Annotated in this window: 28 protein-coding genes and 1 tRNA gene; 16 read left to right on the top strand and 13 right to left on the bottom strand. The window is 67.1% G+C overall.

Features of this window, described 5'->3' with window-relative positions; translation table 11 throughout:
* The first annotated feature begins 129 nt into the window (after positions 1–129).
* Positions 130–555 carry an HIT family protein gene (locus MPLG2_RS08295; protein ID WP_231935916.1) on the top strand — a complete coding sequence of 142 codons (426 nt, stop codon included), beginning with the start codon at positions 130–132 and terminating at the stop codon, positions 553–555.
* Between the two features lie 167 nt (positions 556–722).
* Here MPLG2_RS08295 and MPLG2_RS08290 read toward each other — a convergent pair whose 3' ends face one another.
* Both MPLG2_RS08290 and MPLG2_RS08285 read right to left on the bottom strand, forming a co-directional pair.
* Positions 723–1,037 carry a hypothetical protein gene (locus MPLG2_RS08290; protein WP_105185718.1) on the bottom strand — a complete coding sequence of 105 codons (315 nt, stop codon included), beginning with the start codon at positions 1,035–1,037 and terminating at the stop codon, positions 723–725.
* 27 nt (positions 1,038–1,064) lie between these two features.
* Positions 1,065–1,787, bottom strand: a complete 723-nt coding sequence (locus MPLG2_RS08285) for a hypothetical protein (RefSeq protein WP_158680986.1) — start codon at positions 1,785–1,787, stop codon at positions 1,065–1,067.
* Positions 1,788–2,022: 235 nt separating this feature from the next.
* Here MPLG2_RS08285 and MPLG2_RS08280 point away from each other — a divergent pair, with 235 nt between their 5' ends.
* Positions 2,023–2,847, top strand: a complete 825-nt coding sequence (locus tag MPLG2_RS08280; protein WP_105185716.1) for a DUF4145 domain-containing protein — start codon at positions 2,023–2,025, stop codon at positions 2,845–2,847.
* Here the strand turns inward: MPLG2_RS08280 and MPLG2_RS08275 are convergent.
* Positions 2,840–3,250, bottom strand: a complete 411-nt coding sequence (locus MPLG2_RS08275; RefSeq protein ID WP_197710121.1) for a hypothetical protein — start codon at positions 3,248–3,250, stop codon at positions 2,840–2,842. The genes MPLG2_RS08280 and MPLG2_RS08275 overlap by 8 nt on opposite strands.
* A 1,295-nt stretch (positions 3,251–4,545) precedes the next feature.
* Between MPLG2_RS08275 and MPLG2_RS08270 the strand changes: the two genes are divergently transcribed.
* From MPLG2_RS08270 to MPLG2_RS08260, 3 genes are all read left to right on the top strand, one after another.
* The gene (locus tag MPLG2_RS08270; RefSeq protein WP_105185429.1) at positions 4,546–5,091 is read left to right on the top strand and encodes an RNA polymerase sigma factor; all 546 of its coding nucleotides are present in this window, start codon (positions 4,546–4,548) and stop codon (positions 5,089–5,091) included.
* Between the two features lies 1 nt (position 5,092).
* Positions 5,093–6,040 carry a hypothetical protein gene (locus tag MPLG2_RS08265; protein WP_105185715.1) on the top strand — a complete coding sequence of 316 codons (948 nt, stop codon included), beginning with the start codon at positions 5,093–5,095 and terminating at the stop codon, positions 6,038–6,040.
* Between the two features lie 124 nt (positions 6,041–6,164).
* Positions 6,165–6,503: a DUF7674 family protein gene (locus MPLG2_RS08260; RefSeq protein WP_105185714.1), complete on the top strand. Its 339-nt coding sequence runs from the start codon at positions 6,165–6,167 to the stop codon at positions 6,501–6,503.
* A gap of 591 nt (positions 6,504–7,094) precedes the next feature.
* Here the strand turns inward: MPLG2_RS08260 and MPLG2_RS08250 are convergent.
* Both MPLG2_RS08250 and MPLG2_RS08245 read right to left on the bottom strand, forming a co-directional pair.
* Positions 7,095–7,442, bottom strand: a complete 348-nt coding sequence (locus MPLG2_RS08250) for a type II toxin-antitoxin system PemK/MazF family toxin (RefSeq protein ID WP_105185712.1) — start codon at positions 7,440–7,442, stop codon at positions 7,095–7,097.
* A complete protein-coding gene (locus MPLG2_RS08245; protein ID WP_231935914.1) occupies positions 7,442–7,669 on the bottom strand; it encodes a ribbon-helix-helix domain-containing protein in 228 nt (75 codons plus the stop codon). The genes MPLG2_RS08250 and MPLG2_RS08245 overlap by 1 nt, the downstream gene beginning before the upstream one ends.
* 844 nt (positions 7,670–8,513) lie before the next feature.
* Between MPLG2_RS08245 and MPLG2_RS08240 the strand changes: the two genes are divergently transcribed.
* Together MPLG2_RS08240 and MPLG2_RS08235 are read left to right on the top strand one after the other, a co-directional pair.
* Positions 8,514–8,684 (top strand): hypothetical protein, encoded by a 171-nt coding sequence (locus tag MPLG2_RS08240; protein WP_158680984.1) that lies wholly within the window; start codon positions 8,514–8,516, stop codon positions 8,682–8,684.
* On the top strand, positions 8,681–8,872 hold the full coding sequence (locus MPLG2_RS08235) for a helix-turn-helix domain-containing protein (protein ID WP_231935913.1): 192 nt from the start codon (positions 8,681–8,683) through the stop codon (positions 8,870–8,872). Before MPLG2_RS08240 ends, MPLG2_RS08235 begins: the two co-directional genes overlap by 4 nt.
* 31 nt (positions 8,873–8,903) lie before the next feature.
* Here MPLG2_RS08235 and MPLG2_RS08230 read toward each other — a convergent pair whose 3' ends face one another.
* From MPLG2_RS08230 to MPLG2_RS08220, 3 genes are all read right to left on the bottom strand, one after another.
* Positions 8,904–9,791 carry a tyrosine-type recombinase/integrase gene (locus MPLG2_RS08230; RefSeq protein WP_105185709.1) on the bottom strand — a complete coding sequence of 296 codons (888 nt, stop codon included), beginning with the start codon at positions 9,789–9,791 and terminating at the stop codon, positions 8,904–8,906.
* Entirely contained in the window at positions 9,775–9,963 is a 189-nt protein-coding gene (locus tag MPLG2_RS08225) for a hypothetical protein (protein ID WP_105185708.1), read from the bottom strand. The genes MPLG2_RS08230 and MPLG2_RS08225 overlap by 17 nt, the downstream gene beginning before the upstream one ends.
* Before the next feature lie 227 nt (positions 9,964–10,190).
* Positions 10,191–10,276: transfer RNA gene (locus MPLG2_RS08220), tRNA-Leu, on the bottom strand.
* 160 nt (positions 10,277–10,436) lie between these two features.
* On the opposite strand from MPLG2_RS08220, the gene MPLG2_RS08215 reads away from it, so the two are divergent.
* Positions 10,437–11,705: an integrase catalytic domain-containing protein gene (locus MPLG2_RS08215; RefSeq protein WP_105187409.1), complete on the top strand. Its 1,269-nt coding sequence runs from the start codon at positions 10,437–10,439 to the stop codon at positions 11,703–11,705.
* A gap of 27 nt (positions 11,706–11,732) precedes the next feature.
* On the opposite strand, the gene MPLG2_RS08210 is transcribed toward MPLG2_RS08215, so the two are convergent.
* Positions 11,733–12,341, bottom strand: coding sequence for a MarR family winged helix-turn-helix transcriptional regulator (locus tag MPLG2_RS08210; protein WP_105185707.1), 609 nt, complete (start codon positions 12,339–12,341; stop codon positions 11,733–11,735).
* A gap of 109 nt (positions 12,342–12,450) precedes the next feature.
* Between MPLG2_RS08210 and MPLG2_RS08205 the strand changes: the two genes are divergently transcribed.
* The 4 genes from MPLG2_RS08205 to MPLG2_RS08190 all read left to right on the top strand — a co-directional run bounded on the left by MPLG2_RS08205 (position 12,451) and on the right by MPLG2_RS08190 (position 15,830).
* Positions 12,451–13,029 carry an NADPH-dependent F420 reductase gene (locus MPLG2_RS08205; protein WP_105185706.1) on the top strand — a complete coding sequence of 193 codons (579 nt, stop codon included), beginning with the start codon at positions 12,451–12,453 and terminating at the stop codon, positions 13,027–13,029.
* A 205-nt stretch (positions 13,030–13,234) separates the two neighbouring features.
* Complete coding sequence (locus MPLG2_RS08200) at positions 13,235–14,551, top strand: M20/M25/M40 family metallo-hydrolase (RefSeq protein ID WP_105187555.1); 1,317 nt, start codon at positions 13,235–13,237, stop codon at positions 14,549–14,551.
* Between the two features lie 56 nt (positions 14,552–14,607).
* Positions 14,608–14,805, top strand: coding sequence for a hypothetical protein (locus tag MPLG2_RS08195; protein ID WP_105185705.1), 198 nt, complete (start codon positions 14,608–14,610; stop codon positions 14,803–14,805).
* Positions 14,806–14,864: 59 nt separating this feature from the next.
* The gene (locus MPLG2_RS08190) at positions 14,865–15,830 is read left to right on the top strand and encodes an aldo/keto reductase (protein ID WP_105185704.1); all 966 of its coding nucleotides are present in this window, start codon (positions 14,865–14,867) and stop codon (positions 15,828–15,830) included.
* A 53-nt stretch (positions 15,831–15,883) separates the two neighbouring features.
* Here the strand turns inward: MPLG2_RS08190 and MPLG2_RS08185 are convergent, their stop codons facing one another.
* Positions 15,884–16,717: an undecaprenyl-diphosphate phosphatase gene (locus MPLG2_RS08185; protein ID WP_105187554.1), complete on the bottom strand. Its 834-nt coding sequence runs from the start codon at positions 16,715–16,717 to the stop codon at positions 15,884–15,886.
* A 106-nt stretch (positions 16,718–16,823) separates the two neighbouring features.
* Here MPLG2_RS08185 and mshC point away from each other — a divergent pair, with 106 nt between their 5' ends.
* Complete coding sequence (gene mshC, locus MPLG2_RS08180; protein WP_105185703.1) at positions 16,824–18,050, top strand: cysteine--1-D-myo-inosityl 2-amino-2-deoxy-alpha-D-glucopyranoside ligase; 1,227 nt, start codon at positions 16,824–16,826, stop codon at positions 18,048–18,050.
* Positions 18,051–18,168: 118 nt separating this feature from the next.
* Here mshC and menC read toward each other — a convergent pair whose 3' ends face one another.
* The gene (gene menC / locus MPLG2_RS08175) at positions 18,169–19,284 is read right to left on the bottom strand and encodes an o-succinylbenzoate synthase (protein WP_105185702.1); all 1,116 of its coding nucleotides are present in this window, start codon (positions 19,282–19,284) and stop codon (positions 18,169–18,171) included.
* Between the two features lie 6 nt (positions 19,285–19,290).
* Positions 19,291–20,112: a GNAT family N-acetyltransferase gene (locus MPLG2_RS08170; protein ID WP_158680982.1), complete on the bottom strand. Its 822-nt coding sequence runs from the start codon at positions 20,110–20,112 to the stop codon at positions 19,291–19,293.
* A gap of 251 nt (positions 20,113–20,363) precedes the next feature.
* On the opposite strand from MPLG2_RS08170, the gene MPLG2_RS08165 reads away from it, so the two are divergent.
* The 3 genes from MPLG2_RS08165 (at position 20,364) to MPLG2_RS08155 (ending at position 22,152) form a co-directional block, all read left to right on the top strand.
* Positions 20,364–20,630, top strand: coding sequence for a phosphoribosyl-ATP diphosphatase (locus tag MPLG2_RS08165; RefSeq protein WP_105185700.1), 267 nt, complete (start codon positions 20,364–20,366; stop codon positions 20,628–20,630).
* A gap of 183 nt (positions 20,631–20,813) precedes the next feature.
* Positions 20,814–21,659, top strand: a complete 846-nt coding sequence (hisG, locus tag MPLG2_RS08160) for an ATP phosphoribosyltransferase (protein ID WP_197710163.1) — start codon at positions 20,814–20,816, stop codon at positions 21,657–21,659.
* Between the two features lie 10 nt (positions 21,660–21,669).
* Entirely contained in the window at positions 21,670–22,152 is a 483-nt protein-coding gene (locus tag MPLG2_RS08155) for a PH domain-containing protein (RefSeq protein WP_105185698.1), read from the top strand.
* Positions 22,153–22,238: 86 nt separating this feature from the next.
* On the opposite strand, the gene MPLG2_RS08150 is transcribed toward MPLG2_RS08155, so the two are convergent.
* Positions 22,239–22,691, bottom strand: coding sequence for a hypothetical protein (locus MPLG2_RS08150; protein WP_105185697.1), 453 nt, complete (start codon positions 22,689–22,691; stop codon positions 22,239–22,241).
* Positions 22,692–22,695 lie beyond the last annotated feature (4 nt).

Here is a 22,695-nt window from a genome sequence, read left to right as displayed (position 1 = left end):
TGGGGGAATCTGCACCCCGAGCCGTCCTGCCAGTCGACGGGCAGTGCGTGCGTGACTGTTAATGTCGCCGTTATGCATGACTGGCGTTCGGACCGTGTAGGAGCCGCAATTGAGGGTAGAAATCCGACTGTGCTTTGGGAGTTGGACGCTTCCTTCGCGGTGATCGGCGATGTGCAGTTCTTGCCGGGGTACTGCGTGGCGCTTACGAAGGTCAGGGGCGTCGATCGCCTCTCGGATCTGCCCCGAGCCGAGCGAATCCGCTATCTCGGCGACGTCGACCTGCTCGCAACCGCTGTGGAAAACGTGTGCTCGGCACGTGACGGCAGCTATCGGCGAGTCAACGTCGAGATTCTGGGCAATACCGACGCGTTCCTGCACGCTCACGTGTGGCCGCGATATGGGTGGGAGCCAGAAGCGCTTGTCGGGAAGCCAGTCTGGCTGTATCCGCCGGACAACTGGCGCGATAAGCAGTACGCGCTTAGCGCGTTTCATGACTCACTGCGATCCGCGCTTGAGGCGGAGTTGGCCAAGCTCGCCACTTCATGGCGGGCGTAGGCGCCATTCGACTGGCCTGGCCAACACGCAGACGATCAGGACGGGGTTCAGCGGCCGGATCAGAACTCGACCGTAGCCGCGGTCCGTGCGTTCGATTAACTGAGGTCGTGCAAGTCTCGATCGTCGATGTGAGGCGACAAGTTTCGGGTTCCGCCGTCGACCAAGGCTCACTCGTAGGTGGAGTCGTTGACTCCGCGTATCGTCCACAGATGTCCAAGGCAGCCGCCGGGGATCTTTGCCACGATGGTTCCGGAGTCGAAGGTCGCCACCCAGCCGAACGACTCGCAACCCGCCTCCAGCACCGGGAGGAACCTACGCTCTCCAGGTGTCGCTTGAAACGTGGCCTTCGCACGATTCGCGGGCGTGACGTTGAGGTGCTGACCCGTGAGGTTCTTGACCTCAAATCTCGGCACTAACGGGTCGTACGCGACGCACCCAGCGAGCAGGAAGCCCGCCACCCCGAGCAACGCAGCTGTCCGCACGCGCAACCCTGGTCCCATGGTGGAACGCTAGTGCGGACAGAGCGCTCCGCGCGGGTGCTCTGCGTGAAACACATGCCTGGCCGGCACGGGATTCGAGTAGGGCTGAAACTGGGCCCCGTGTCGCGCCACTGAGCATCCGACTTTGCCGCGGTGCGCGATGGCGGGTACCAGACCTCGGCTGCGGCGGACTGTGAGTGCGGTCCAGTCGGGTATCAGGGCGATGAACGTCCAAGGGATTTCCTTGGGCGTTTGGTCGCTCGGCAGTTGCAGCATCCAATCTCTCACTGCTTGTGCGTCTTCTGCGTTGGCGAGGAGTCCGCGTTCATTGAGGGTGAGTGAAAGCTCGGCCAGCGCCTGGTCGGCATAGCCGTGACAGTGCCAGGAATGCAGAGCCAGGTCGGACTCAATCCCGACCACCTCAAACCCAACAGGCTCACCATGGGCAGCCTCACGCCGTCGCATCAGGTCAAGCGACGAGTCTCGCGGGATTCGGAGTTGGCTGAGAAGCGCGTCCACCTCGAAGGACGGCAGCGCGACAGCCATGACGGTCGAGTCCGGCGCGGCCCCGCGTCGCGCACCCTCCAGAACGGCCCTGTCGATAGTCCAGTCGGCCCATTCTGGTCGTGGGAGGTCATCCTGGATGCACTGGCTGATGGTGGTCAACAAGGCCGGCAGGCTCGTTCCGAGCTCCACCGGCGAGACCACTGGACGGATCAACGTCCACCCGACCCACACGAGATCATCGCCCACTGTCACATCCTCCACCACCCAACAGCGGCCAACCACAACACATCCGGTCATGCCGCATCCTGCGCGGTCGATTTTGCCGAGAGTCGTGCGTGAGGCCGTCGGGCTGGTTAGTGACCCTCGCGCGAGAGCTGGGGGGCAGGATGCCGCAGGGCGCTGGTGCCCTGGGTTGGCAATCTCGGCCAGTGTCGCGGAACGGTTGTCGGCTGTGTAGCCGCTCACAACTAGAGTCACGGGCATGCTGTTCGAAGACGGGACGGGCTTCTGCCCCTGGCACAAGCGGGACAGTTCATTCCGCGTCGTCCATTCAATCAAGTACGCGACGCCGCGCTTCCGGTCGCCAAGCTCGAGCCGGATTCTGGACCAAGACCCACCTGATGAGCATGTGCGCACTGGGGTGGTGATCATGGAATGTCTGCACTGTAGAAAGTCCGTGGTTCTTCTCGAGACTGCGGTGCCACTCCCAGCGGCGGAGGCGGGCGGGGAAGAGGAGGTGAAGACGTGGCGCACCATGGTCTCGCCGCATGAGTCTCCGAGGACGCTGCACGAGTCTGCCCCGGCTGCCGCGCGGAGCCTATTTGCCGAAGCGAGCACCTGTGAGAAGTCGAAGGCCTTCCGGGCAGCGGGCGTGATGTACCGGGCAACGGTTGAGGAGCTAACCAAGGACCAGAAGGCGAGCGGGGACACCCTCTTCGACAAGATCGAGAGCCTCAAGGGCAAGCTGTCCGATGAGTTAGTGCAGGACCTTCATGAGGCGCGAATGCTAGGCAATGACAGCATCCACGCGGGGATCACATGCTCGGCCGAGGAGGTGGAGGATGTGGCCAAGCTGATCGAAGAAGCTGTGTTGGTCCTGTACGTGCAGCCTGAGCAGAAGCGCCCCATGAGGGATGCACGGAAGGCCCGCCGGAGAGCGCAGCGAACTAACAGCCACCACCTCGCGCCCTCAACTGCCGCGCCGCGGACGGTAGCCTCACAGCTGCCGCCCACGACCTCATCTGCCGCGCGGAGTCTGCTTGGGCATGTGCCCGTGCACGCCGAGGAGCAGCCGACGTCTATCTGAGGTCGCGATGCACCAGGCTCAGTCGGTCGGGTGGGATTGGCTCGTTCACGTAGTGGAATCCGCTGCCGTTGTCGATGAGCGACTCGGCGTCGACCTCGTCCACCGACCATACGTCGACCGGACCGCCGGTGTTGTTCATCCGGACGAACCAATCAACCTCGAACTGGTCTCGGCACAAGAAGACTCCGGCCACCTCCGGGCCGAGGCTGCCAGCGATGCCAGGGCTGGCCGCCATGAGGTTCCAGTCCAGGCCAGCCCTCGTGATCGACTCGCGATTGAGGCTGGACGTGACATGAAACGTGCGCACTCCAAGAAGGTACTCAATGCTGGTCGACCGGAGCGTAAACCATCCGCATCTGCCGCGGTGTGTGAGGGTAGCCTTCGGCTTCGGACTCCCGAGCACGACCGCCTTCTTCTGCCGCGCACCGTGACTAATGCCGGCGTCGCTCTACTCGAAGTCCACGCGTACGAGCCCTAGGTTCATTGGATGGCCAGTGCGGGCGAGTTCATCAGGACGTAGTCCGGCTCGGCAGACTTGAACTCCTGCCGGCATGGTGACCCGTGCTGGCAGGAGTGGGACGACAACCCAGAGCTGGAGGCTACCCACGGTCACGATCGATACCGGTGCGAACCTTGGATGTCCTTTGACGCCGCCAGGCGCCGTGACCGACGGAGTACCGAAGGACCAAGCGAAATCCGTTCTCGAGGTTGATCGCGTTACTCCGACAACGCAGTGTGCGAGCGCGTTGTGATCGCCCTTGTACAGAGCTTTTGCCGGCGTGACCGGAGGAACCACGTACTCGCCGGTGAAGGTGTCCTCCCCGAAGCGGCCCGCGTTTCCCTCAATGAAGCAGAGAAGCATGTGGGTCTTGAGTGCCCAATTGCGGAGATCAAGCGCTCTCGCGGCTCCGATTGGCTCGCCGATCGGGCCCGAGATCCAAGTGGCGATTCCGGCCATGCTGTGCTCAAGGCGATTCATCCAACCGTTGTTGCATCTCGTGCAGACACATCGACGCTTGATTCCGTTCAGTTGCATCCACCTGATCTCCTCCACATCGCCATCCACTCGCGCGACGGAGGACCTGCGATCAATCCCGAAGGCGGCTGCGACCGGTCGGCTGAGCAAGTGCTCGCTGCTCGCAACCAGGTTGTCTCCGCTATCTTCGTAGCAGAACAGGCATCGTACCCTGCCATTGGCCATGGATCGATGGTGCACCCCACTCGGGACGAGTTCGGGACGGCTGGCCGAGAGCCGTACGAGCCGCACGTTGCCGAGGCGGGCTTTCACGGCAGACACGGCCCGGCGACTTCGATCAACGCCGGGCCCTAATGCAGGTACAGGGATGGCGATTCTGAGCCGCACTCCGCCAGGTAGCCGGCCCCGCCGTCGCGATCGAGACCATCGAACTGACGGCCCTCGAGACGCGCGCACATGCCGCGCCGCGGACGGTAGCCTCCCGGCTGCCCGGCCGCGACCTCATCTGCCGCATCAGGGGCGGCATCCCGCCGGGGTGAGGATGGGCGGAGTCCCCGTTGATTGGCTGGACGCTGGATCTGGCGTCGCTGCGTGGACCGCCGGGGCGCGGACCGCCGGACGCTGCGCTGGTTTCGCGGCGGCGTGCCGGTGGTTCTGGGTAGCGGTAGCGTCGGGATCAGGTCTGGATGTCATGATCGGGCACGAGCGGACACTACTGGGGCATGGATACCGACAACGCGGTGGCGGATGAGGCTGAGTTCCGGGCCTGGTACCAGCGCACCAGTCCCCGGGTTTATGCCTATGTGCGCCGCTACTGCTCCGATGATGACTGCGATGACGTTATCGCGGAGGTGTACCTGGTCGCGTGGACCCGGCTGGCCGAGTTGCCTGCCGACGCGGTGCCGTGGCTGATCGGGACCGCCCGCAACGTGCTGGCGAACTCATGGCGGGCCCGCGGCAGGCGCCAACAGCTGGCCGCAAAGTGGGCCGATATCAACGACCTCGCTGCAGCTGACCCTGCAGGCCTAGCCGTCGAGCGAACCGACCTGCTCCGCGCGATCAGCCAGCTCAGCGCCGACGACCAGGAGGTGTTGCTGCTGGCTGGGTGGGACGGTCTGGACTCCTCCGGCATCGCCGCCGTCCTTGGCTGCTCGGTTGCGGCGGCACGTACCCGGCTGAGCCGCGCCCGGCGTCGCCTCGCCGGCCGCCTGAATGCATCCCTCGACGCCCGTTCCCCCCTTCTTCGTCTCGTCCCGGAAGTGAACTGACATGACTCTCCACATCTCTGACGACCAGGCCATGGACGCCGTGGTCGCCTCCCGTCCCGAGACCGACGCCATCGACAACGCCTGGTACGTCGGCCGCCGCGAGCAGGTCCTGCGCCGCGTGCTCGCCACCCCCCACGTCAACCAGCCCGCCGCCCCCGCCCGTCCGCCGCGCGCCACCCGGTGGGGTCTAGTCGCCGCCGCCGCGGCGCTGCTCGCTGCTGTCGGGCTGTTCGCCCAGGTGCTGGCGCCCATCGGAAATCCCGGTAGCCCGCAGGCCGCCCAAGCACTCGACCGGCTCGCCGCCGCTGTCCCTGCCACCCCAGTGATCCCCAACGGGTCCTACGAGCTGACCGTGTACGAGGACGCGGGCATCGCCGAGTCCGACAACGGCCCCGACGCCTACGCCACCACCCGCAGCACCTGGACCGCCGCCGACGGATGGGCGTGGGCCCACCAAACCGGCGACGAACCCGCCTACTACATCTTCAGCCCCGCACCCAGGAACTATGACCTCAACGCGGTCACGGCCGATCCAGCCGTGATGGAGACCTACCTACGGGCCAGGGTGACGGGCTCATCCTCGGTCGAGGAAGCACTGTTCGAAGCCGTGAAGGAAACCCTCATCTTCACCCCGACCCCTGCCGCGACCCGAGCCGCCTCGATCCGGATGCTCGCACGCGTGCCCGGAGTGACCGTCACCGAAAATACGACCGACCCAAAGGGACGCCCCGCCACCAAGGTCGCCTTGGTCGACGAGCAGCACCGGCCAGGGGTCGTCAACGCCATCTACCTCGACCCGGCCACCACCCAGCTTGTTGCCGAACTCGGGACCCAAAACGGGCAGCCCTACTACACCTGCATCTACACCGAGCGGCGGATCGTCAAGAGCCTCCCCGACGACATCATCAAGACCCTCGGCGCCGACCGGATCGAGAAGTCGATCCCGTAGCAGCCCACCATCACCCCGGTGACCGGCTCCCCCACCAACCGGGAAACCGAGCCGATCGCTTCAGTGTGAACGTCCGGATCTGCCGCCGTCCGCTCTCCTCGTTCTTGGTGGGAGGATCGTTTTTGTGATAACTGCCGCGACTTTCGTTGACGACCTTCTGTCAGCCCTGCCAGAGGGTAACGAGGTGGTTCGTGAGCATCTGGACGATCAACGGGGCGAGCTGCTTCTCCACCTCCTGATGGCCGACCTGCTGAGATTCGGAGTCACGGCTTTCGAGAGCGCCAGGACGGATGAGGCTCTCCGAACGCTGCTCTTCGTCGATCGATGCCTGGCTGAGGGCGACGAGTACGTGACGAATGCCGTAAAGGTCTCCTTTGTTGAGGGCTACGGCTCCGGGCCGAACGAACCGGTCTCGTTCCTCACGTTCTGGCCGGCGGCTCTTCGCGCCGAGTTGGGCCGCTAGCACCCATCCGCTTCTGCCGCGGTGTGCGAGGGTAGCCTTCGGCTTCGGCCTCCCGAGCACGACCGCCCTCTTCTGCCTCCGATCGCTCGAGCGGCTCTCGGCTATTCGTTCTCGAAAACGATGACGTGGTGGCCGTCGGCCGACCTCCATAGTTGAGCTTCGTATTGAAGCATCCCTCTCGCTCCGGGTGGCGGCCGCCTCCCTTCGACGTCCTGCAGGTCTTGCTCGACGCCCAACCACAGGCGACGCGCTTCGGATGGACCTGCCCACTCGGTAATCCCAGCCCCGCATTCGACCTGGACTGCGTCGAGTTCGCCGAGGGTAAGTAGTCGCTCGACCTCGCCTCGCGTGAGGGTGCTCACGAGGCTGTATTCGATGCCGCCGACACCGAAGAGCTTTGACCCTGCGGCGGTCCACAACCAACGTGGGCGCGTTGGCCGCGACTCCGCTCGATTCACTAGACCAGTCTTGCATCTTGGGGCTGACAGCCCCTTCCAGAACGCACTGATCTGCCGCGCGGGGTTTGTGAGGGTGGCCTTCGGCTTCGGTTCCCGAGTGCATACGACCGCTCCTGACCGCCCAGAGTGTGTGTCAGAGCTGGAGATGGAGCCGCAGGGCGTCGTCGAGCTTGCTGATCAGGTGCGTGGGCAGGCGGCCGATCACCGGGCCGATGCGTTCGATCGACACCGAGCGGACCTGTTCGGCCTGAGCCTTGGAGTCCACCCGGATCCCGACGTCATCAGCGGGCAGCAATACCTGGAACGGGAAGACGCGGGAGATGTTGCTAGTGATCGGCACAACCGTGACCACCCCTCGGCCCAACCTGGCAGCGGTCGCGTTGGCGCGGTCGTTGCTGACGATGATCGCGGGCCGTCGCGTGTCGGCCTCCGCGGCCCTGGCGGGGTCCAGGTCAGTCAGGCGGATCTCACCTCGCAGCATCAGCCAAGCCCGTCAGCGACGGTGCCCGCCCACGCCTCAGATTCCCCGGAGTCCTCCCACTCCTGCCACGCCGCGGCATAGGCGTCCTCCAACTCGGGATCTCCGAGCAACTTGATCGCCTGCTGGATTGCCGCCGACCGAGACTTCAGACCTGCCGCCCTGGCGTACTTGTCCAGCGTTTCGACCTCGCTCGGCGAGAGGCTCACACTCAACTTCACTTGACTCATGCCACCATGGTAGTACCGCAACAGCTACCGCAGTGGCCTTGTCGGATCTGCCGCGGTCCGCTTGGACGCTGGTCGGGCCCCTTGTGCCGCGTGCAGGATTCTCGCGGTGGTGCCACGGTCACGGCCGGTCTAGGTCGGCGCACAACGCGGTCTCCTGTGCGTCCCCGGCGATGCCGCGATGGACTTGGTACCGGCCTGGCGTGCTGCGACCAAGACATTTCATGTCAGCGAAACGTTCGAGGTGAATGCAGAAGGTGTGTGGCTCTTGAGAACGACAAACCGGTGACGCGGGGAAGCGAAGTCACCTGGGCTCGGGTGGCTCGGCTCGCAGAGGTGAGGAATGCGGTCGGACGGTCTTGGTGGGCTCGAGGGTGGGGTGGTGCGGGATCAGGCTGCGGAGTCGAGGCGACGGCTTGAGCCAGCCAGCCCGCATGGTCAATCACTCAATATGTCCGAAACCGGGGTGCCTCGGGTCGGTAAGGAGGCGACCGAATCGGAAGGCGGTGGGGCAGTGACGAGGCAGGCGGCTCGGCAGGCAGCGCGGCGGCGCGTTATCGAGTCGATGGCGTCGCGCCGACCGCGCACTCGCACCGCCGACCTGGCCGAGGGCGGCGCTGCGACTGCTCCGGGCGATGAGTCGTCCGTCTGTCCCAGATGCGGCGAGCCGGTTCGCTACGCAGGCCGGGGACGGCGACCGATCTGGTGCTCGGCACGGTGCCGGACGCAGGCGTCCATCGAACGGCGCGGCAATCGCATGGTCGGGGTGGAGCCGCGCGTCGTGCGTGTTGTCCGGGCGGCGGTCGGTCCCAAGGCGGAGCCGACTTCGGTCTCCAAGCGGCTGACGGTGGGGGAGTGGGCGGACATGCTGGGCAGGTTTCGCCACGCCCTGGCCGCGGGTGCGATCTACGACCGCGAACTGGTGCAGCTGGTCGAGCCCCTGGGCGGCGTCCTGGAGGCGTTTCAGCGGCGCAGTAGCCGATCCCAGGCATTGGCGGGTGGAAGGAGATGGCGGTGACCACACAGCAGTACGAGTCCCTGGCTCAGGCGGCGCAACGGACGGGTTTAAGCACCCGTACCCTGCGTCGCCGCATCGCCGCCGGTCTGCTGCCGGCGTTCGTGTCCGGGCGCCTGACGATCCGGCTGAAGGTCGAGGACGTCGACCGGATGATGAAGCCCGTCATCCAGGGCCTGATGGTCGGCTGAGCGCCACCCCCGATCCGCCGGGTGCGCCTGCCTAGTCGTCCATTCCCGGCAGTTCCGACTGCTCACGCTTCCTGCTGGACTCCCGAGGTCGCCGTGCACGCGGCGGCGATTGCGGCGTCCAATCGTTGCCGGTCGCGAGCTGGGACATGCGGGCCGCCAGTTGGGCGTCGCGATCGGCCGCGACGTGCTGGTAGCGCATCGCCATGTTGGGGGTGGAGTGCCCGATCCTGGCCTGCAGCTCGGCCACGGTCGCACCGAGCTGGGCGGCCAGGGTGGCGCTGGTGTGCCGCAGACCGTGAATGGTCAGCCCGGGCATGCCGATGGCTGCCTTGCCCTTGTCGTGGGCCTCGCGCAGCACGCTGTCGTTCAACGGTGAGACGCCGTCGCCGGCGGGGAACAGCAGGGCGTCCCTGCCGCGTGTGGGCTGCCGCCGTTGCCACTCGCGCAGCGACGGCACCAGGTGCGGCGGAATGGTCACGTCCCAGACGCCGGCGGCGGTCTTCGGCGGCCCGATTAGCAACTGACCCGCGAGCCGGACGACACCTTGGCGTACCCGCACCACGCCGGCGTCCAGGTCGAGATCACGCACGCGCAACGCCCGCACCTCACCGGAACGCAGACCGCACCAGCCGGCCAGCAGCAGCGGCACCCGCCGAGCCTCGGGTACTGCTGCCAGGTAGGCGGTCAGCTGCTCGACGCTCAGCACCTCGATCTCTCGGGCACGGGTCTTCTGCCCGCCGGCCTTCACCCGGCACGGATTGGTGGCGATGAGGCCGTCCTCGACGGCGTCCTTCAGGATCGACTTCAGCAACCCGTAGGCGTTGGCCTGCTGGGTCGGTGTCGCGTTCATCGATCGGTACCAGGCGGTCACCTCCGCCACCGAGATCTCGGACGGCTGACGGTCACTGCGGCTGGCCATCACCCCGCTCCTGGGCGACCAGCCATGCCTCGGCGTCGATCCGGGCCACGAAGGTGGTGGGTGCCAAGTGCAGGTTCAGGTCGGGACCAGTGAACCGGGCCCGGAACCGTCCGCTGGGCAACTTCGAAATCTCGCCGAAGGTCCGCTTCGCCGACCGCCGCCGGCTAGTCATGGCGTGCCGCTTCGCATGCCCCACTTACCGAGTGGAGGCACTCCGGTTTCGGACAGCCAGGGCAGGAAAACGATCCTCCGCGTTCCCCACGACCGGCGTGTCGTGGGGAATACGTGGGGAATGAACGCCCCCAAATGGCTTCTTGTGTCCACACCTGTCCACCAGCGGTGGAGGCGAAACGCCTAGTCAGGCGATACTCGGCCTGGTCAGAGCGACCTGTGAATTTGTGTCCGAGAGAGGACTTGAACCTCCACGCCCGATAAAGGGCACTAGCACCTCAAGCTAGCGCGTCTACCTATTCCGCCACCCGGACAGGGTGCTGACCCGGCGCGCCGGGCAACCTGGCCAGCATATCGACCCGCTCGGGGCTGCTCAACTTGGCGAGTTGACTCGTGCTGAATGCCCGCGTGGGTGGGGTCGTTGACTCATCTGAGAATGCCCGCGTGGGTCAGGCTGCGGGGATGGGGCTGACGATGAGGCAACGGAAGGCTGTGCTGGCGAGCCAGGTCAAGGCGTGGCCGAAGGCGACCAAGGCTGAGAAGTCGACCATTTTGGATCATCTGGTCGCGGTCAACGGCTGGCATCGAGACCATGCCCGCAAGATGATCCGGGCAGCGGTCGCCGGTGTGGACGTGAACCGGCCACGCAGGCCCCGCGAGCCTGTGTTCCGCTACGGACCTGAGGTGATCGACGCCTTGGCGGTGTGCTGGGCGGTGCTGGACGGACCCAGCGGCAAGATCGTGCGCCCAGCGCTGCCGGTCCTGGTCGCGAGCCTGGTCGCCAAGGGCGAGCTGAACGCGACACCCGAAGTCATCGACGCACTGCTGGCCATGTCGGCGGCGACCATCGATCGCCGATTGCGGCCCTACCGGCTCGGGCTGGTCGGCAACCTCAAGGGCCGGTCCTTGACCCGCCCCGGATCGCTGTTGAAATCGTCGATCCCGCTGAAGACCTGGCACGAGTGGGACGACACCCAGCCAGGGTTCATCGAGATCGATCTGGTCGGTCACGACGGCGGCGACAACAACGGCCACTTCCACTACAGCCTGGACGCTGTCGACGTGGCTACCGGTTGGACCGAAACCATCACCGTGAAGTCCAAGGGCGAAAGGATCGTGGCCACCGGGCTGGAGCAACTCGCCCTCCGGTTCCCGTTCGCGATCGTGGGCGTCCACTCTGACAACGGCTCCGAGTTCATTAACCACCACCTGATGAGCTGGTGCAACACCCGTGAGATCACGTTCACCCGCGGCCGCCCGAACCATTCCAACGACCAAGCCCACATCGAACAGAAGAACTGGACCAGAGTCCGCCGCAACGTCGGCTACTACCGCTACGACACCAGCCGGGAACTCGACCTGCTCAACCAGCTATGGCCCCTGGCCGCTGAACTGTCCAACCTGTTCACCCCGCAACAGAAGCTGAAAACCAAGACCCGCACCGGAGCGAAAGTCACCAAGACCTACGACACCGCCACCACCCCGGCCGGCCGGCTGCTCCGTGACCACCCCACCGTCCTCGACGACCAGGACCGGCGACACCTTGACAGTCGCATCACCCAGGCCAACCCGGCCCAACTACGCCGAGACATCGACCTCATCCAACGCAACCTGCTCGAACTCGCCCGCCGCCGCGGCACCATCCTCAAAGCAGCCAAACGCAACCACGTCTACCTATCCCGAACAAAAATGACGCGGGCAAAACGAAATGAGTCAACGACCCAACCCAAGCGGGCATCTTGACATGAGTCCACAGGCTTGGCCGCAGCGTCACCGGGACGGGTCTGCGGGGCAGGTCGGTGGGTCGTCCACCATCCTGACGGGAGGATCGGCAGGGCATGGCGGCACCGCCTCCCCGGCGAGGCTCGCCGCCCCAGCGGGGTCGGCCGGACAGATCGCCGCACCCTCGGTCGTCACGGCCATCCGCCGGTCGGGGTCGAGGCGAGCCAGAATCAGGTAGCTCAGCCGGGCCAGCTCGCTGACGTCCGCCTCGCTCAGATCGGCCAGCACCAACGACTGCACGGCTCCTTCATACGCGGGCAGCCCCTGGCGGTAACGCAGCTCGCCGGCCTCGGTGAGCACTGCGTTCGTGGCGCGTCCGTCCATGGGGCAGGCGGCACGCACCACCAGGCCTTTGGCCTCAAGGCCGGTCACCACCCGCGACAGCCGGGGGAGTGTCGCGTTCGTGCGCGACGCCAGCGCGCTCAGCCGCAGCCGGTGATCGGGCGCGTCGGCGAGGGCGCTGAGCAGCCCGAACTCGAATGCGGTCAGCCCGACCGGGGCGAGTTGCTTGTCGAGCGACGTGGGCAGCAACTCCAACAGAGCCGCCAGTCGTGCCAGCGCAACCCGCTGGTCGTAGCTGAGCCCGGTGGCGTTCATGTGCATCACTGTATCAGTTACTTGCATCTACAACTAAGCGCGCGCTAGAGTTGTAGTTGTAGATACAACTAAAGGTGTGGACGATCCCACGCCGCGAAAGGAATCACAGATGTCCAGCTTCACCATCATCGGCACCGGCAACATGGGCACCGCCATCGGCGGGGTGCTCGCCGACGGAGGTAGTGCCGTCGAGCACGTCTCGCACGACGCGGTCGGAACCGCCCCGCTCACCGGCGACTTCGTCGTACTGGCCGTGCCGTACCCGGCCGTCAACGGCATCATCGACGCCTACGGCGACCAGTTCGACGGCAAGACCGTGATCGACATTTCGAACCCGCTGAACTTTGAGACCTTCGACTCGCTGGTCGTGCCGGCCGATTCCTCTGCTGCAGCCGAAATCGCGGCCAAGCTGCCGAACAGCACGGTGCTCAAGGCCTTCAACACCAACTTCGCCGCCACTCTGGCGGCCAAGAAGGTCGGCGAGAACCAGGCCACCGTGCTGATCGCCGGTGACGCTGTGGAGGCCAAGACCGAACTCGTCGCCGCCCTGCAGGCCGGTGGGGTGGGTGCCATCGACGCGGGCGCACTGTCACGGGCTCGCGAACTCGAGGCGCTGGGCTTCCTGCAGCTCACCCTCGCGGTCGGCGGCCAGGTCGGCTGGAACGCAGGTTTCGCAGTCGTCCGCTGAACCTCCGAGCGGCCGGGACGGAACCGTCCCGGCCGATTCTTCTGTCTTTCGGAGTCGCCTCGTCGTGAAATGACGACCCATTTGTGCCAGCTGCCGCCTGCCAAGGCGCGGACGACCGTCAGATCCGTCGTCATTTCACGACCGCCCGGCCTGGGTGGGCCTCCCCAGCGACGTATCCGTCCGAACCGTGCGGCAAGATGGCGTCATGACCGACCGGAGCAACCCCGCCGCCGAAGTCGTCCAGCTGTGCAGTGAGCTGATCCGCATCGATACCTCCAACTACGGCCCCGACGGCAGCAGCGGCGAGCGCCCGGCGTCCGAGTACTACGCCGAGAAGCTGGCCGAGGTGGGCATCGAGTCGCAACTGTTCGAGGCGGCACCCAACAGAACCAACCTGGTGGCGCATTGGCAGCCGGACGGCTGCGACGCCTCGCTGCCGCCGCTGCTGATCCACGGCCACCTCGATGTCGTGCCCGCGCAGGCGTCCGACTGGCAGGTCGACCCGTTCGCCGGTGAGGTCAAAGACGGCTGCGTCTGGGGTCGCGGCGCGGTCGACATGAAGGACTTCGACGCCATCGTGCTGTCGGTGGTCCGCGACCGGGTTCGCTCCGGCCGGGCCCCCCGCCGTCCGATTCGGCTGATCATGACCGCCGACGAAGAGGCCGGCAGCGAAGTCGGCGCGCACTGGCTGGTCGAGCACCACCCCGACCTGATCGCCGACTGCACCGAGGCGATCGGCGAAGTGGGCGGCTTCTCGCTCACCGTGCGCGACGACCTGCGGCTCTATCTGGTGCAGGTCGCCGAAAAGGGCCTGGCCTGGCTCAACCTGATCGCCGACGGCACGGCCGGGCACGGCTCGATGCGCAACCCCGACAACGCGGTCACCGCGCTGGCCGGGGCCGTGGCGCGCATCGGCGCCTACGACTGGCCGCACCGCATTCACCCTGCTCAGCAAGCGTTCCTGGACGCCGTCGAGGACGCCCTCGGCATCGAGATCAACGCCGATTCGGTGGAGGAGTCGTTGGCCCGGCTCGGCACCGTGGCCCGCATGGTCGGCGCCACCATGAGCAACACCGCCAACCCCACCATGCTCAGGGCCGGCTACAAGGTCAACGTCATTCCGGGCCAGGCCGTCGCCGGGCTCGACGGACGCTTCATTCCCGGTTACGAGGAGGAGTTCTTCGACACGATCACCGAACTGCTCGGCGACAAGGTGCGTTACGAGATCGCGAACCGGCACATCGCGGTCGAGACCGAGTTCTCCGGCGCCCTGGTCGAAGCCATGCAAGCCTGCCTGCAGGCCGAGGACGCGCAGGCCAAGGCCGTGCCGTTCCTGATGAGCGGCGGCACCGACGCCAAAGGCTGGTCGACGCTGGGGGTGCGCTGCTTCGGATTCGCGCCGTTGCAGCTGCCGCCCGACCTCGACTTCGTGGCCATGTTCCACGGCGTCGACGAGCGTGTGCCCACCGCGTCACTCGAATTCGGTGCCCGCGTGCTCGACCGGTTCCTCGACCAGGCCTGAACCAGGGTTTGACCTAGTCACGGGCTACAGTGACGGTCTCTGGAAGGGAGCACCCCATGACGGTTGGCGGAAGCTTCGGCACTGGCGCGTTCATGTCGTACAGCAACGACCAGCTGCGCAAAGACAACGCGCTGGGCGAGTATGAGCTGTCAGAGGATGAAGAGGCGATCACGATCATTCAGGCGCCCTCGGCGCCCGCCTCGCCAACCGTCGCCAAGGCGGGGCAGACGTCGGCTTCGTCCGGCGGCGAGTGAAGGCTGCTGGGGTTGATGCCCTGAGTCTGATCGGCGTCTCTCACCATTAGGGTGTCGACGTGAAACGACGCTCGGTGGGCAGCAGCGGCCTGCAGGTTTCGCGGCTCGGTCTGGGCACGCTCACCTGGGGACGCGACGTCCCCGCACCTCAGGCCAAGGGCTTGCTGCGTCGATTCGTCGAGGCGGGCGGCACCTTGGTCGACACCGCCGCGGCCTACGGCAACGGCGAGGCCGAACGCATCATCGGACGACTGATTCACACCGACCTCGCCCGCGACGATGTCGTGATCGCCACCAAAGCCGGCTTCGGCGTCCGCGACGGCAAACGTGTCGTCGACACCTCGCGCACCGCGCTGCTGGACGACCTCGCCGGCTCGTTGCGCCGGCTGCACACCGATCACGTCGATCTGTGGCAGTTGCACGCGTGGGGTGGGGCGCCGCTTGAGGAGTCCCTGGCCGCCATCGACCAAGCGGTCAACGCCGGCATGGTGCGGTACGCAGGGGTGTCGAACTTCGTCGGCTGGCAGACCGCGCAGGCCGCCACCTGGCAGTCGGCGTTCCCTGGACGGGCGCGCATCACCAGCGCCCAGGTGGAGTACTCGCTGCTCGCGCGGCGTGCCGAGGTCGAGGTGATTCCCGCCGTCCGGGCGTTCGGGTTGGGGCTCTTCCCCTGGTCACCGCTCGGCCGCGGAGTGCTGGCCGGACGGTACCGCACGGGTCGTCCACGCGACTCACGCGGGGGGCAGCAGCACTTCGCCTGGTTCGTGGAGCCTTACCTCGAGGCCCGTTCGCGTTCGGTGGTCGAGGCGGTGGCGACGGCCGCGGACGGTCTCGACCTCAGCTGCGCCCAGGTGGCCCTGCTCTGGACCAGGGACGCCCCGGCCGTGACCGCCCCGCTGATCGGCCCGCGCACCACCGAACAGCTCGACCAGCTGCTGCAGACCGAGGAACTCACCCTGCCGGCCGAGATCACGGCGGCCCTGGACGACGTCAGCGGCGGCCCGAACGCCGCTCGCAACTGGTAATCGGAACCGTCCCCAATACCCACCAAGGGCGAGGCCTGACGCCGTCCGATCCCCTAGACCGCGCTGATCACCTGGGTGACCAGCAGCGCCACGATCACCAACGCCAGCGCGAGCCGGTAGATGATGAAGCCGGTGAAGTCGTTCTTCGACACGTACCGCAGCAGCCACGCGATCGACACGTACGCCACCACACCCGACACTGCGGTGCCCAACAGGGTCGAACCCCAGCCCACGCCGTCCGCGATGTGTTTGGCCTCTTTCACCGCTTGGTACAGCCCCGAGGCGATCAAGGTGGGAATGCCCAGAAAGAAGCTCATGCGGGTTGCCGCCACCCGATCAAGCCCCAGCAGCAGGCCGCCGGTGATGGTCGCGCCCGAGCGTGACACGCCCGGCACGAGCGCGAGCGACTGCAACGTGCCCAGAATCACGCTGTCACGCACGGTGATCGAGTCTTCGCCGCGGTTCTGCTTGCCGACGCGGTCGCCGATGAACATCGCGATCGACCACACCACCAGGCCCACCACCACCGCCCACAGGCTGCGCAGCACGCCGGTGATCAGGTTCTCAGCCAGCAGCGCGATCACCGCCGTCGGAATGAAGCCCGCGATGATGGCCCAGCCCATGCGGTAGTCCGAACCGCGCTTGTCGGCGTTGCGCAGGCCCGCGAACCAGGCCGTCGCGAATCGCACGATGTCGCCCCAGAAGTAGATGATCGAGGCGATCATCGCGCCCACCTGAATGACGGCGGTGTACGCGGTGACGCTGGGGTCGTCGATCGGCAGCCCCATAAGCTTCTCGGTGACGGTGAGGTGGCCGGTCGACGAGATGGGCAGAAACTCGGTGATGCCCTCGACGATGCCGAGCACGATCGATTGCCACCAGTTGATCATCGGATTCCTTCCGGGCGAGTTGCCGCCGGACAGCTTAACCGCCCCGGCGGAGCACCCTTTACGCTTGCCTACGGCGTGAGGCTCGCGTCACCGAGGAGGATCCGTGAAAGCCTGGACGGCGACCGACGTGCCCACGCTGCCTCACCCGGGCGGACGGCTGCTGGTGCACGACACCGCCCTCGACGACCTGGTGCCCGTGCTGCCCGACGCCGACGAGGCGCGGCTGTACGTGTGCGGAATCACCCCCTACGACGCCACGCATCTCGGCCACGCCAACACCTACCTGGCCTTCGACCTGCTGCAGCGGGCCCTGCTCGACTGCGGCTACCGGGTGACCTTCACCCAGAACGTCACCGACGTCGACGACCCGCTACTGGAGCGTGCCGAAGCCACCGGGGTCGACTGGCGCGAACTGGCCGACGACCAGGTGCAGTTGTTCCGCGACGACATGACAGCACTGCGGGTCATTCCGCCGCAGCACTACGTGGGCGCGGTCGAGTCGATTCCGGCGGTGGTCGACCTGATCGAATCGCTCAAACTCACCGGGGCCATCTACCAGGTGGACGACCCCGACTACCCCGACTGGTACTTCGAAGTGCACCGCGCGCCGGGTTTCGGACGGCTGTCGAAGCTGAGCGACGCCGAGGCGCGCGAGGTGTTCGCCGAGCGCGGCGGCGACCCCGATCGTCCCGGCAAGCGTGACCCGCTCGACTGCCTGGTGTGGCGCATGGCCCGTCCAGGCGAACCTGCGTGGGACAGCCGGCTCGGCCGGGGGCGTCCGGGCTGGCACATCGAATGCACGGCGATCGCCCTGCAGCACCTGGGCGCAGACTTCGACGTACAGGGCGGCGGGTCGGACCTGGTGTTTCCGCACCACGAGATGTGCGCGGCCGAGGGGGCCGTGGCCACCCGGCAGCCGTTCGCGAAGGTGTACGTGCACGCCGGAATGGTCGGCCTGCACGGCGAGAAGATGAGCAAGTCGAAGGGCAACCTCGTGCTGGTCAGCCGGCTGCGCGCCTCGGGGGCCGACCCGATGGCGATCCGGCTGGCGCTACTGGCACACCACTACCGCTCCGACTGGGAATGGACGGCTGCCGACCTGCCCCGTGCACAGGCTCGGTTGGACGCCTGGCGGGCTGCGGTGGTGCGGTCGTCCGCCCCTGACGCGGCACCGCTGATCGCGGCGATGCGCGAGGCGCTGCGCGCCGACCTGAACGCTCCGGCCGTGCTCGATCGGGTGGATGAGTGGGCCGCGTCCGAGGGCGACGACAGCGCCGCAGCTGCCGAGGTCGCCCAGGCTGTGGACGCGCTGCTGGGCGTGCGGCTGTAGGTCACCGGGGACGGTTCCTTTGGTTCAAGGGACGGTTCCTTCGGTTCAATCCGCCGCCACTCGTCATCCCGGCGGACGCCGGGATCTCTCCCGTGGTCCTTAAGCCCGATCGCCCGGGTCAGCCCAGCGTGAAGCTGTGCTTCGCCACCGCGAACGCCTCGACCGCAGCGTCGTCCACCTCAACCCCGCACCCCGCGCCCGACGGCGCGATCAGGCAGCCGTCGGCGTCCAGTTCGAACGACGGGCCGATGTCGCGGGCGTAGTACCGGCTCGTGGCCGAGATGTCGCCGGGCAGCGTGAAGCCCGGCAGGGTGGCCAGCGCCAGGTTGGCGGCCCTTCCGACGGCGGTTTCGAGGGTGCCGCCGCAGAACACCGGCACCCCGTTGGCCAGGCACACGTCGTGAATCGAGCGCGCCGTCAGGTAGCCGCCCACCCGGCTGGGTTTGATGTTGATCACGTCGGCGGCGCCGAGTCGAATCGCCGTCATGGCGTCGTCGAGCGACAACACCGACTCGTCCAGGCACACCGGGGTGCCGTGCCGAGCGGACAGCGCCGCGTGGGCCAGCAGTTCGTGCCGCGCGAACGGCTGTTCGAGCAGCAGCAGGCCGAACTCGTCGAGGCGTGACAGCAGCGGCACGTCGGCGGGGGAGTAGGCCTGGTTGGCGTCCACCTGCAGCGGCAGATCGGGGCCGAACGCCTCACGCACGGCCCGCACCGGCGCCAGGTCCCACCCCGGCTGAATCTTCAGCTTCACCCGGCGATAGCCGTCGTCGAGATAGCCCGACACCCAGGCCAGCAGCGTGTCGAGGTCGTCCGGAATGCCCACCGACACCCCTACCGCGATCGGACGGCGGGCCGAGACAAGGTAGTCGACCATCGGCATGTCGTGCCGCCGCAACTGCGCATCGAGCACTGCGGTTTCGACCAGGCCTTTCGCCAGCGGGTTGCCGGGCACGTCGGCGAAGGCGCGCCGCACACTCCCTGCTGTGAGCACGTCGTCGCCGCCCAGCAGCGGCAGCAGAATCCTGTCGATGGTCAGCAGCACCGAGTCGATGTACTCGGGAAAGTATGTCGGTTCGGGGTCAGCCGCCGACTCGGCCCAGCCGGTCGCGCCGTCGGCGTCCGTGAATCGCGCCACCAGCACGTCACGCACGGTTTCGACCCCCCGGCTGGTGCGAAAAGGACGCACCAACGGCATGGCCAGGCGAAACACCTCGAAGGTGGGTTGCGGCATGGTCGATCAGGCCTCTCTGGTGAACACGTAGTGACCATCGCGATCGACGGCGCGGGTGCGGTAGCCGGCCTCGAACAGGGCGGTGAACACCTCGCGGGCCGCCAATCGCCAGCGGCGTCCCATCGCCGGGTCGGACGTCCGCAAACCCTCGATGTCGGACGGCACCCACACCCGTAGCGCCGGGGGTGCCGTTTCGGACGATTCGTCGCCCAGCGACGCGAGCACCTCTCGGTTCACCCCGGGCTCAGCCTTGGCGGTGGGCGCCAGCAGCACGGGGGCGCCCGCAGGCGAGTCGGGCAATGGACGCCCGCCGACCGGTTCGGTGAGCGTCCACTCGACCACGAACCGGTCGGGCAGATCGCCGGCGTTGACCGCGTCGCTCATCTCGGGGTAGAAGTCGGGAACGAAATCGACCACCCGGCCGCCCAGCCGGTTGAGGTTGAAGTGCGCGTTGCGCCGAATCAGCGGATCGTAGGTCCACACCAAGTAGCGCGCGGCGTGCTGCAACGCCCAGTCGCGCTGCGCAAGCTTCAGCTGCCGCCCCACGCCTGCGCCCGCGAAACCCCTGGTCACCCCCGCGATATACGAGTAGATGCGATCCGATCCGGGCGCGCCGGCGAACCCGACCGTCACGCCGATCAGGGCATCGTCCACCCACGCCCCCAGCACGCACCCACCGGCGTGGGTGAACGCCACCATCAGGTCGATCGGAACCGGCGTCTCGGCCACCGGCACGCCCCAGATCTCGGCCAGCAGTGCCGCCGCGGCCGCCCGGTCGGCGTGGCCGGTCACCTCAGCGATGCGCACGTCGGGCTGGTCAGCGTTCATCAGCACAGCATGCCCGACGTACCTCGCCAACGTCAGGGCCGCGGCGAGTCGACGCGCCGGACACCGCGCACCTGTGGGCATCGATCAATGCTCCCGGGTCGCTGAACTGATGCCGGAAAGATCACGGCACCAGAGACCCGGCACCAACCACACGTGCCGGCATCGGTAACCGATGCCGGCACCCGTTTCTGCTCGCGCGCCCCTGCGGTCGGCGGCCAGAGCCGGTGTCGCACGGTCTAGACTCACACGCCGTGAGCAAGACCTTCGAAGAACTGTTCGCCGAACTCAACCGCCGCGCACAGGAGCGCCCCGAGGGCTCGGGCACCGTACGCGCGCTCGATGCAGGCGTGCACGCGATCGGCAAGAAGATCGTCGAAGAGGCCGCCGAGGTCTGGATGGCGGCGGAATACCAGTCACGGGATGACGCTGCGCTCGAGATCAGCCAGTTGCTCTACCACACGCAGGTGATGATGATCGCGCTCGGCATCGACCTCGACGAGGTCTATGCGCGCCTCTGACCGGGCTGTCGCAACTGGTTGACGCCGCCGCAGAACCGGGCGGCCAAAAGACGATGTGAATCCGACCCCCGTCTGAGGTGCTCGGATTCACACTCTCTCTTTCGTGCCCTATGACCATGGCGGCTGCCGCGGCGAGCGAACCCCGCTGAACTGGGTAAAGTCAGCCGGGTGTCCGAGCGTCCGCTGCTGAAAATCGCCGTGCCCAACAAGGGCTCCCTGTCTGAGGCGTCCACCGAGATGCTGCGCGAGGCGGGCTACCGACAGCGCCACGACACCAAAGACCTGGTGCTGCTCGACGAAGACAACGGGGTCGAGTTCTACTACCTGCGCCCGCGCGACATCGCGGTGTACGTCGGCGAGGGCACCCTCGATCTGGGCATCACCGGCCGCGACATGCTGATCGACTCAGCGGCCGCGGCGGTCGAGGTGCTGCCGCTGGGCTTCGGGGGCACCCGGTTTCGCTTCGCCGCACCCGGGGGAGCGTCCTGGACCGTCGCAAACCTGGCCGGCAAGCGCATCGCCACCTCGTACGCCGGTCTGGTGCGCGAGTACTTGGACGGCCACGGCATCGGCGCCCGGTTGATCAAGCTCGACGGCGCCGTCGAATCGTCGGTGCGACTCGGCGTGGCAGACGCGGTGGCCGACGTGGTCGAGACCGGCAGCACCCTGAAGCGGGCCGGGCTCGAGCTCTTCGGCGAGGCGATCATGACCTCCGAAGCCATTCTCATTCAACGCGCGGACGCCCCCGAGCCCGCCGGCCTCGGCCGGCTGGTGCGCCGGCTCACCGGTGTGCTGACGGCCCGCAACTACTACATGGTCGAGTACAACGTGCCCGAGCAGAAGCTCGACGCGGCCTGCGCGATCACCCCCGGCCTGGACGCGCCCACCATGTCGCCCCTGGCCAAAGCCGGATGGCTGGCCGTCAGGGCGATGATTCCGCGGCAGGACGCCCCCCAGATCATGGACCGGCTCTACGACGTGGGTGCCGACGCGATTCTGGTGACGAACATCGTCGCCTGCCGGCTGTGAGGCGGCGACGGTGAGCACGGCACCAGCCGGCGGCAGCCCGGTGACCCCCGTCACGTACCGCCCGAGAGCGGCCCTGCGCATGGGGTTGTCGCTGTCGCTGACCCTGGTGCTGGCGTCCATTCTGGGTTGGTTGATGACCCCGGCCCAGGTGCAAGACCAGTTCACCCCCGTGCAGATCATCACCCTGCTGTTCTTTCTGGCGATCGTGGTGGCCCTCGCCATGGGCATCGGGCTGTGCTACGTGCACGCCGACGCCGACGGGCTGCGCTTTCGCAACGGCCTGAAGACCTATGAGGTGCCCTGGAGCGAGGTGAAGGCGATTCGCTACCGCGACGGTGACGCGTGGCCGTTCGTGTTGCTGCGCACCGAGGTCGAGCAGCGCGCCCTGATCGGCATTCAACGCAGCGACCGTGACTACGCCGACCGATGTGTGGACGACCTGCGGCACCGGTTGGCGGCCGCCTACGGCACCGAGCCGCCGCAGTCCGACTGAAGGCACCTGAGCGCCAGCCCCGCGAGCGCCGGGGACCGACACCCAACCCAGTCATCCGGCCTGCCGGGATCTCTGTCGGTGACCCCTCAGGTGCCCGTGCGGTTCTCGGGCAGAATCAGGGTCTGCTCGGCCTGAGTGCCCGACGCCGGCGGCTGCCGGTAGCTCGGCGGCGAGCTGGCCGGCGGAACGCTCGAGGGCCCCGTCGACGGCCCGGTGGTCGGCTTGGGCTTGCGTGTGCGCTTACGGGTGGGCACCAGGCGAGAGCCCAGCAACAGCACCGCCGCCAACCCGAGCACGCTCAGCCCGATGATCACCGGAATCGTGAAGGTGAGGTTCTGCCACCACAGCGCGAGTGTGTTCCAACCGTCGATCGCCTGCTGGCTCAGACCCGCCAGCCACAGGCCCACCGGCACCAGCGCGATGCCGAGCCAGGCCATGACGGCCTTCCATGGCGCCCGACTCCAGATCGAGGCCACCAGCACGAGACCGAGAACGGTCCACGCCAGCACCACGACCATCACCCACGTGGAGAGATCCATGGGG

The sequence above is a fragment of the Micropruina glycogenica genome (assembly GCF_900289045.1).
In the GTDB taxonomy this organism is placed as follows: Bacteria; Actinomycetota; Actinomycetes; order Propionibacteriales; family Propionibacteriaceae; genus Micropruina; species Micropruina glycogenica.
The sequence above is the reverse complement of the archived record's forward strand: the minus strand, read 5'-3'. Positions and strand labels throughout refer to the sequence as shown.

Excerpts from the sequence above, each read along its gene's own strand:
- MPLG2_RS08210 (WP_105185707.1), bottom strand. The coding sequence starts at position 12,341 with ATGAACGCCACCGGGCTCAGCTACGACCAGCGGGTTGCGCTGGCACGA.
- MPLG2_RS08250 (WP_105185712.1), bottom strand. The coding sequence starts at position 7,442 with ATGCTGCGAGGTGAGATCCGCCTGACTGACCTGGACCCCGCCAGGGCC.
- MPLG2_RS08230 (WP_105185709.1), bottom strand. The coding sequence starts at position 9,791 with ATGGCCAGCCGCAGTGACCGTCAGCCGTCCGAGATCTCGGTGGCGGAG.
- MPLG2_RS08195 (WP_105185705.1), top strand. The coding sequence starts at position 14,608 with ATGACGGTTGGCGGAAGCTTCGGCACTGGCGCGTTCATGTCGTACAGC.
- MPLG2_RS08170 (WP_158680982.1), bottom strand. The coding sequence starts at position 20,112 with ATGAACGCTGACCAGCCCGACGTGCGCATCGCTGAGGTGACCGGCCAC.
- MPLG2_RS08265 (WP_105185715.1), top strand. The coding sequence starts at position 5,093 with ATGACTCTCCACATCTCTGACGACCAGGCCATGGACGCCGTGGTCGCC.
- MPLG2_RS08215 (WP_105187409.1), top strand. The coding sequence starts at position 10,437 with ATGAGGCAACGGAAGGCTGTGCTGGCGAGCCAGGTCAAGGCGTGGCCG.
- MPLG2_RS08225 (WP_105185708.1), bottom strand. The coding sequence starts at position 9,963 with ATGACTAGCCGGCGGCGGTCGGCGAAGCGGACCTTCGGCGAGATTTCG.
- MPLG2_RS08200 (WP_105187555.1), top strand. The coding sequence starts at position 13,235 with ATGACCGACCGGAGCAACCCCGCCGCCGAAGTCGTCCAGCTGTGCAGT.
- MPLG2_RS08280 (WP_105185716.1), top strand. The coding sequence starts at position 2,023 with ATGCTGTTCGAAGACGGGACGGGCTTCTGCCCCTGGCACAAGCGGGAC.
- MPLG2_RS08205 (WP_105185706.1), top strand. The coding sequence starts at position 12,451 with ATGTCCAGCTTCACCATCATCGGCACCGGCAACATGGGCACCGCCATC.
- MPLG2_RS08245 (WP_231935914.1), bottom strand. The coding sequence starts at position 7,669 with ATGAGTCAAGTGAAGTTGAGTGTGAGCCTCTCGCCGAGCGAGGTCGAA.
- menC (WP_105185702.1), bottom strand. The coding sequence starts at position 19,284 with ATGCCGCAACCCACCTTCGAGGTGTTTCGCCTGGCCATGCCGTTGGTG.
- MPLG2_RS08150 (WP_105185697.1), bottom strand. The coding sequence starts at position 22,691 with ATGGATCTCTCCACGTGGGTGATGGTCGTGGTGCTGGCGTGGACCGTT.
- MPLG2_RS08270 (WP_105185429.1), top strand. The coding sequence starts at position 4,546 with ATGGATACCGACAACGCGGTGGCGGATGAGGCTGAGTTCCGGGCCTGG.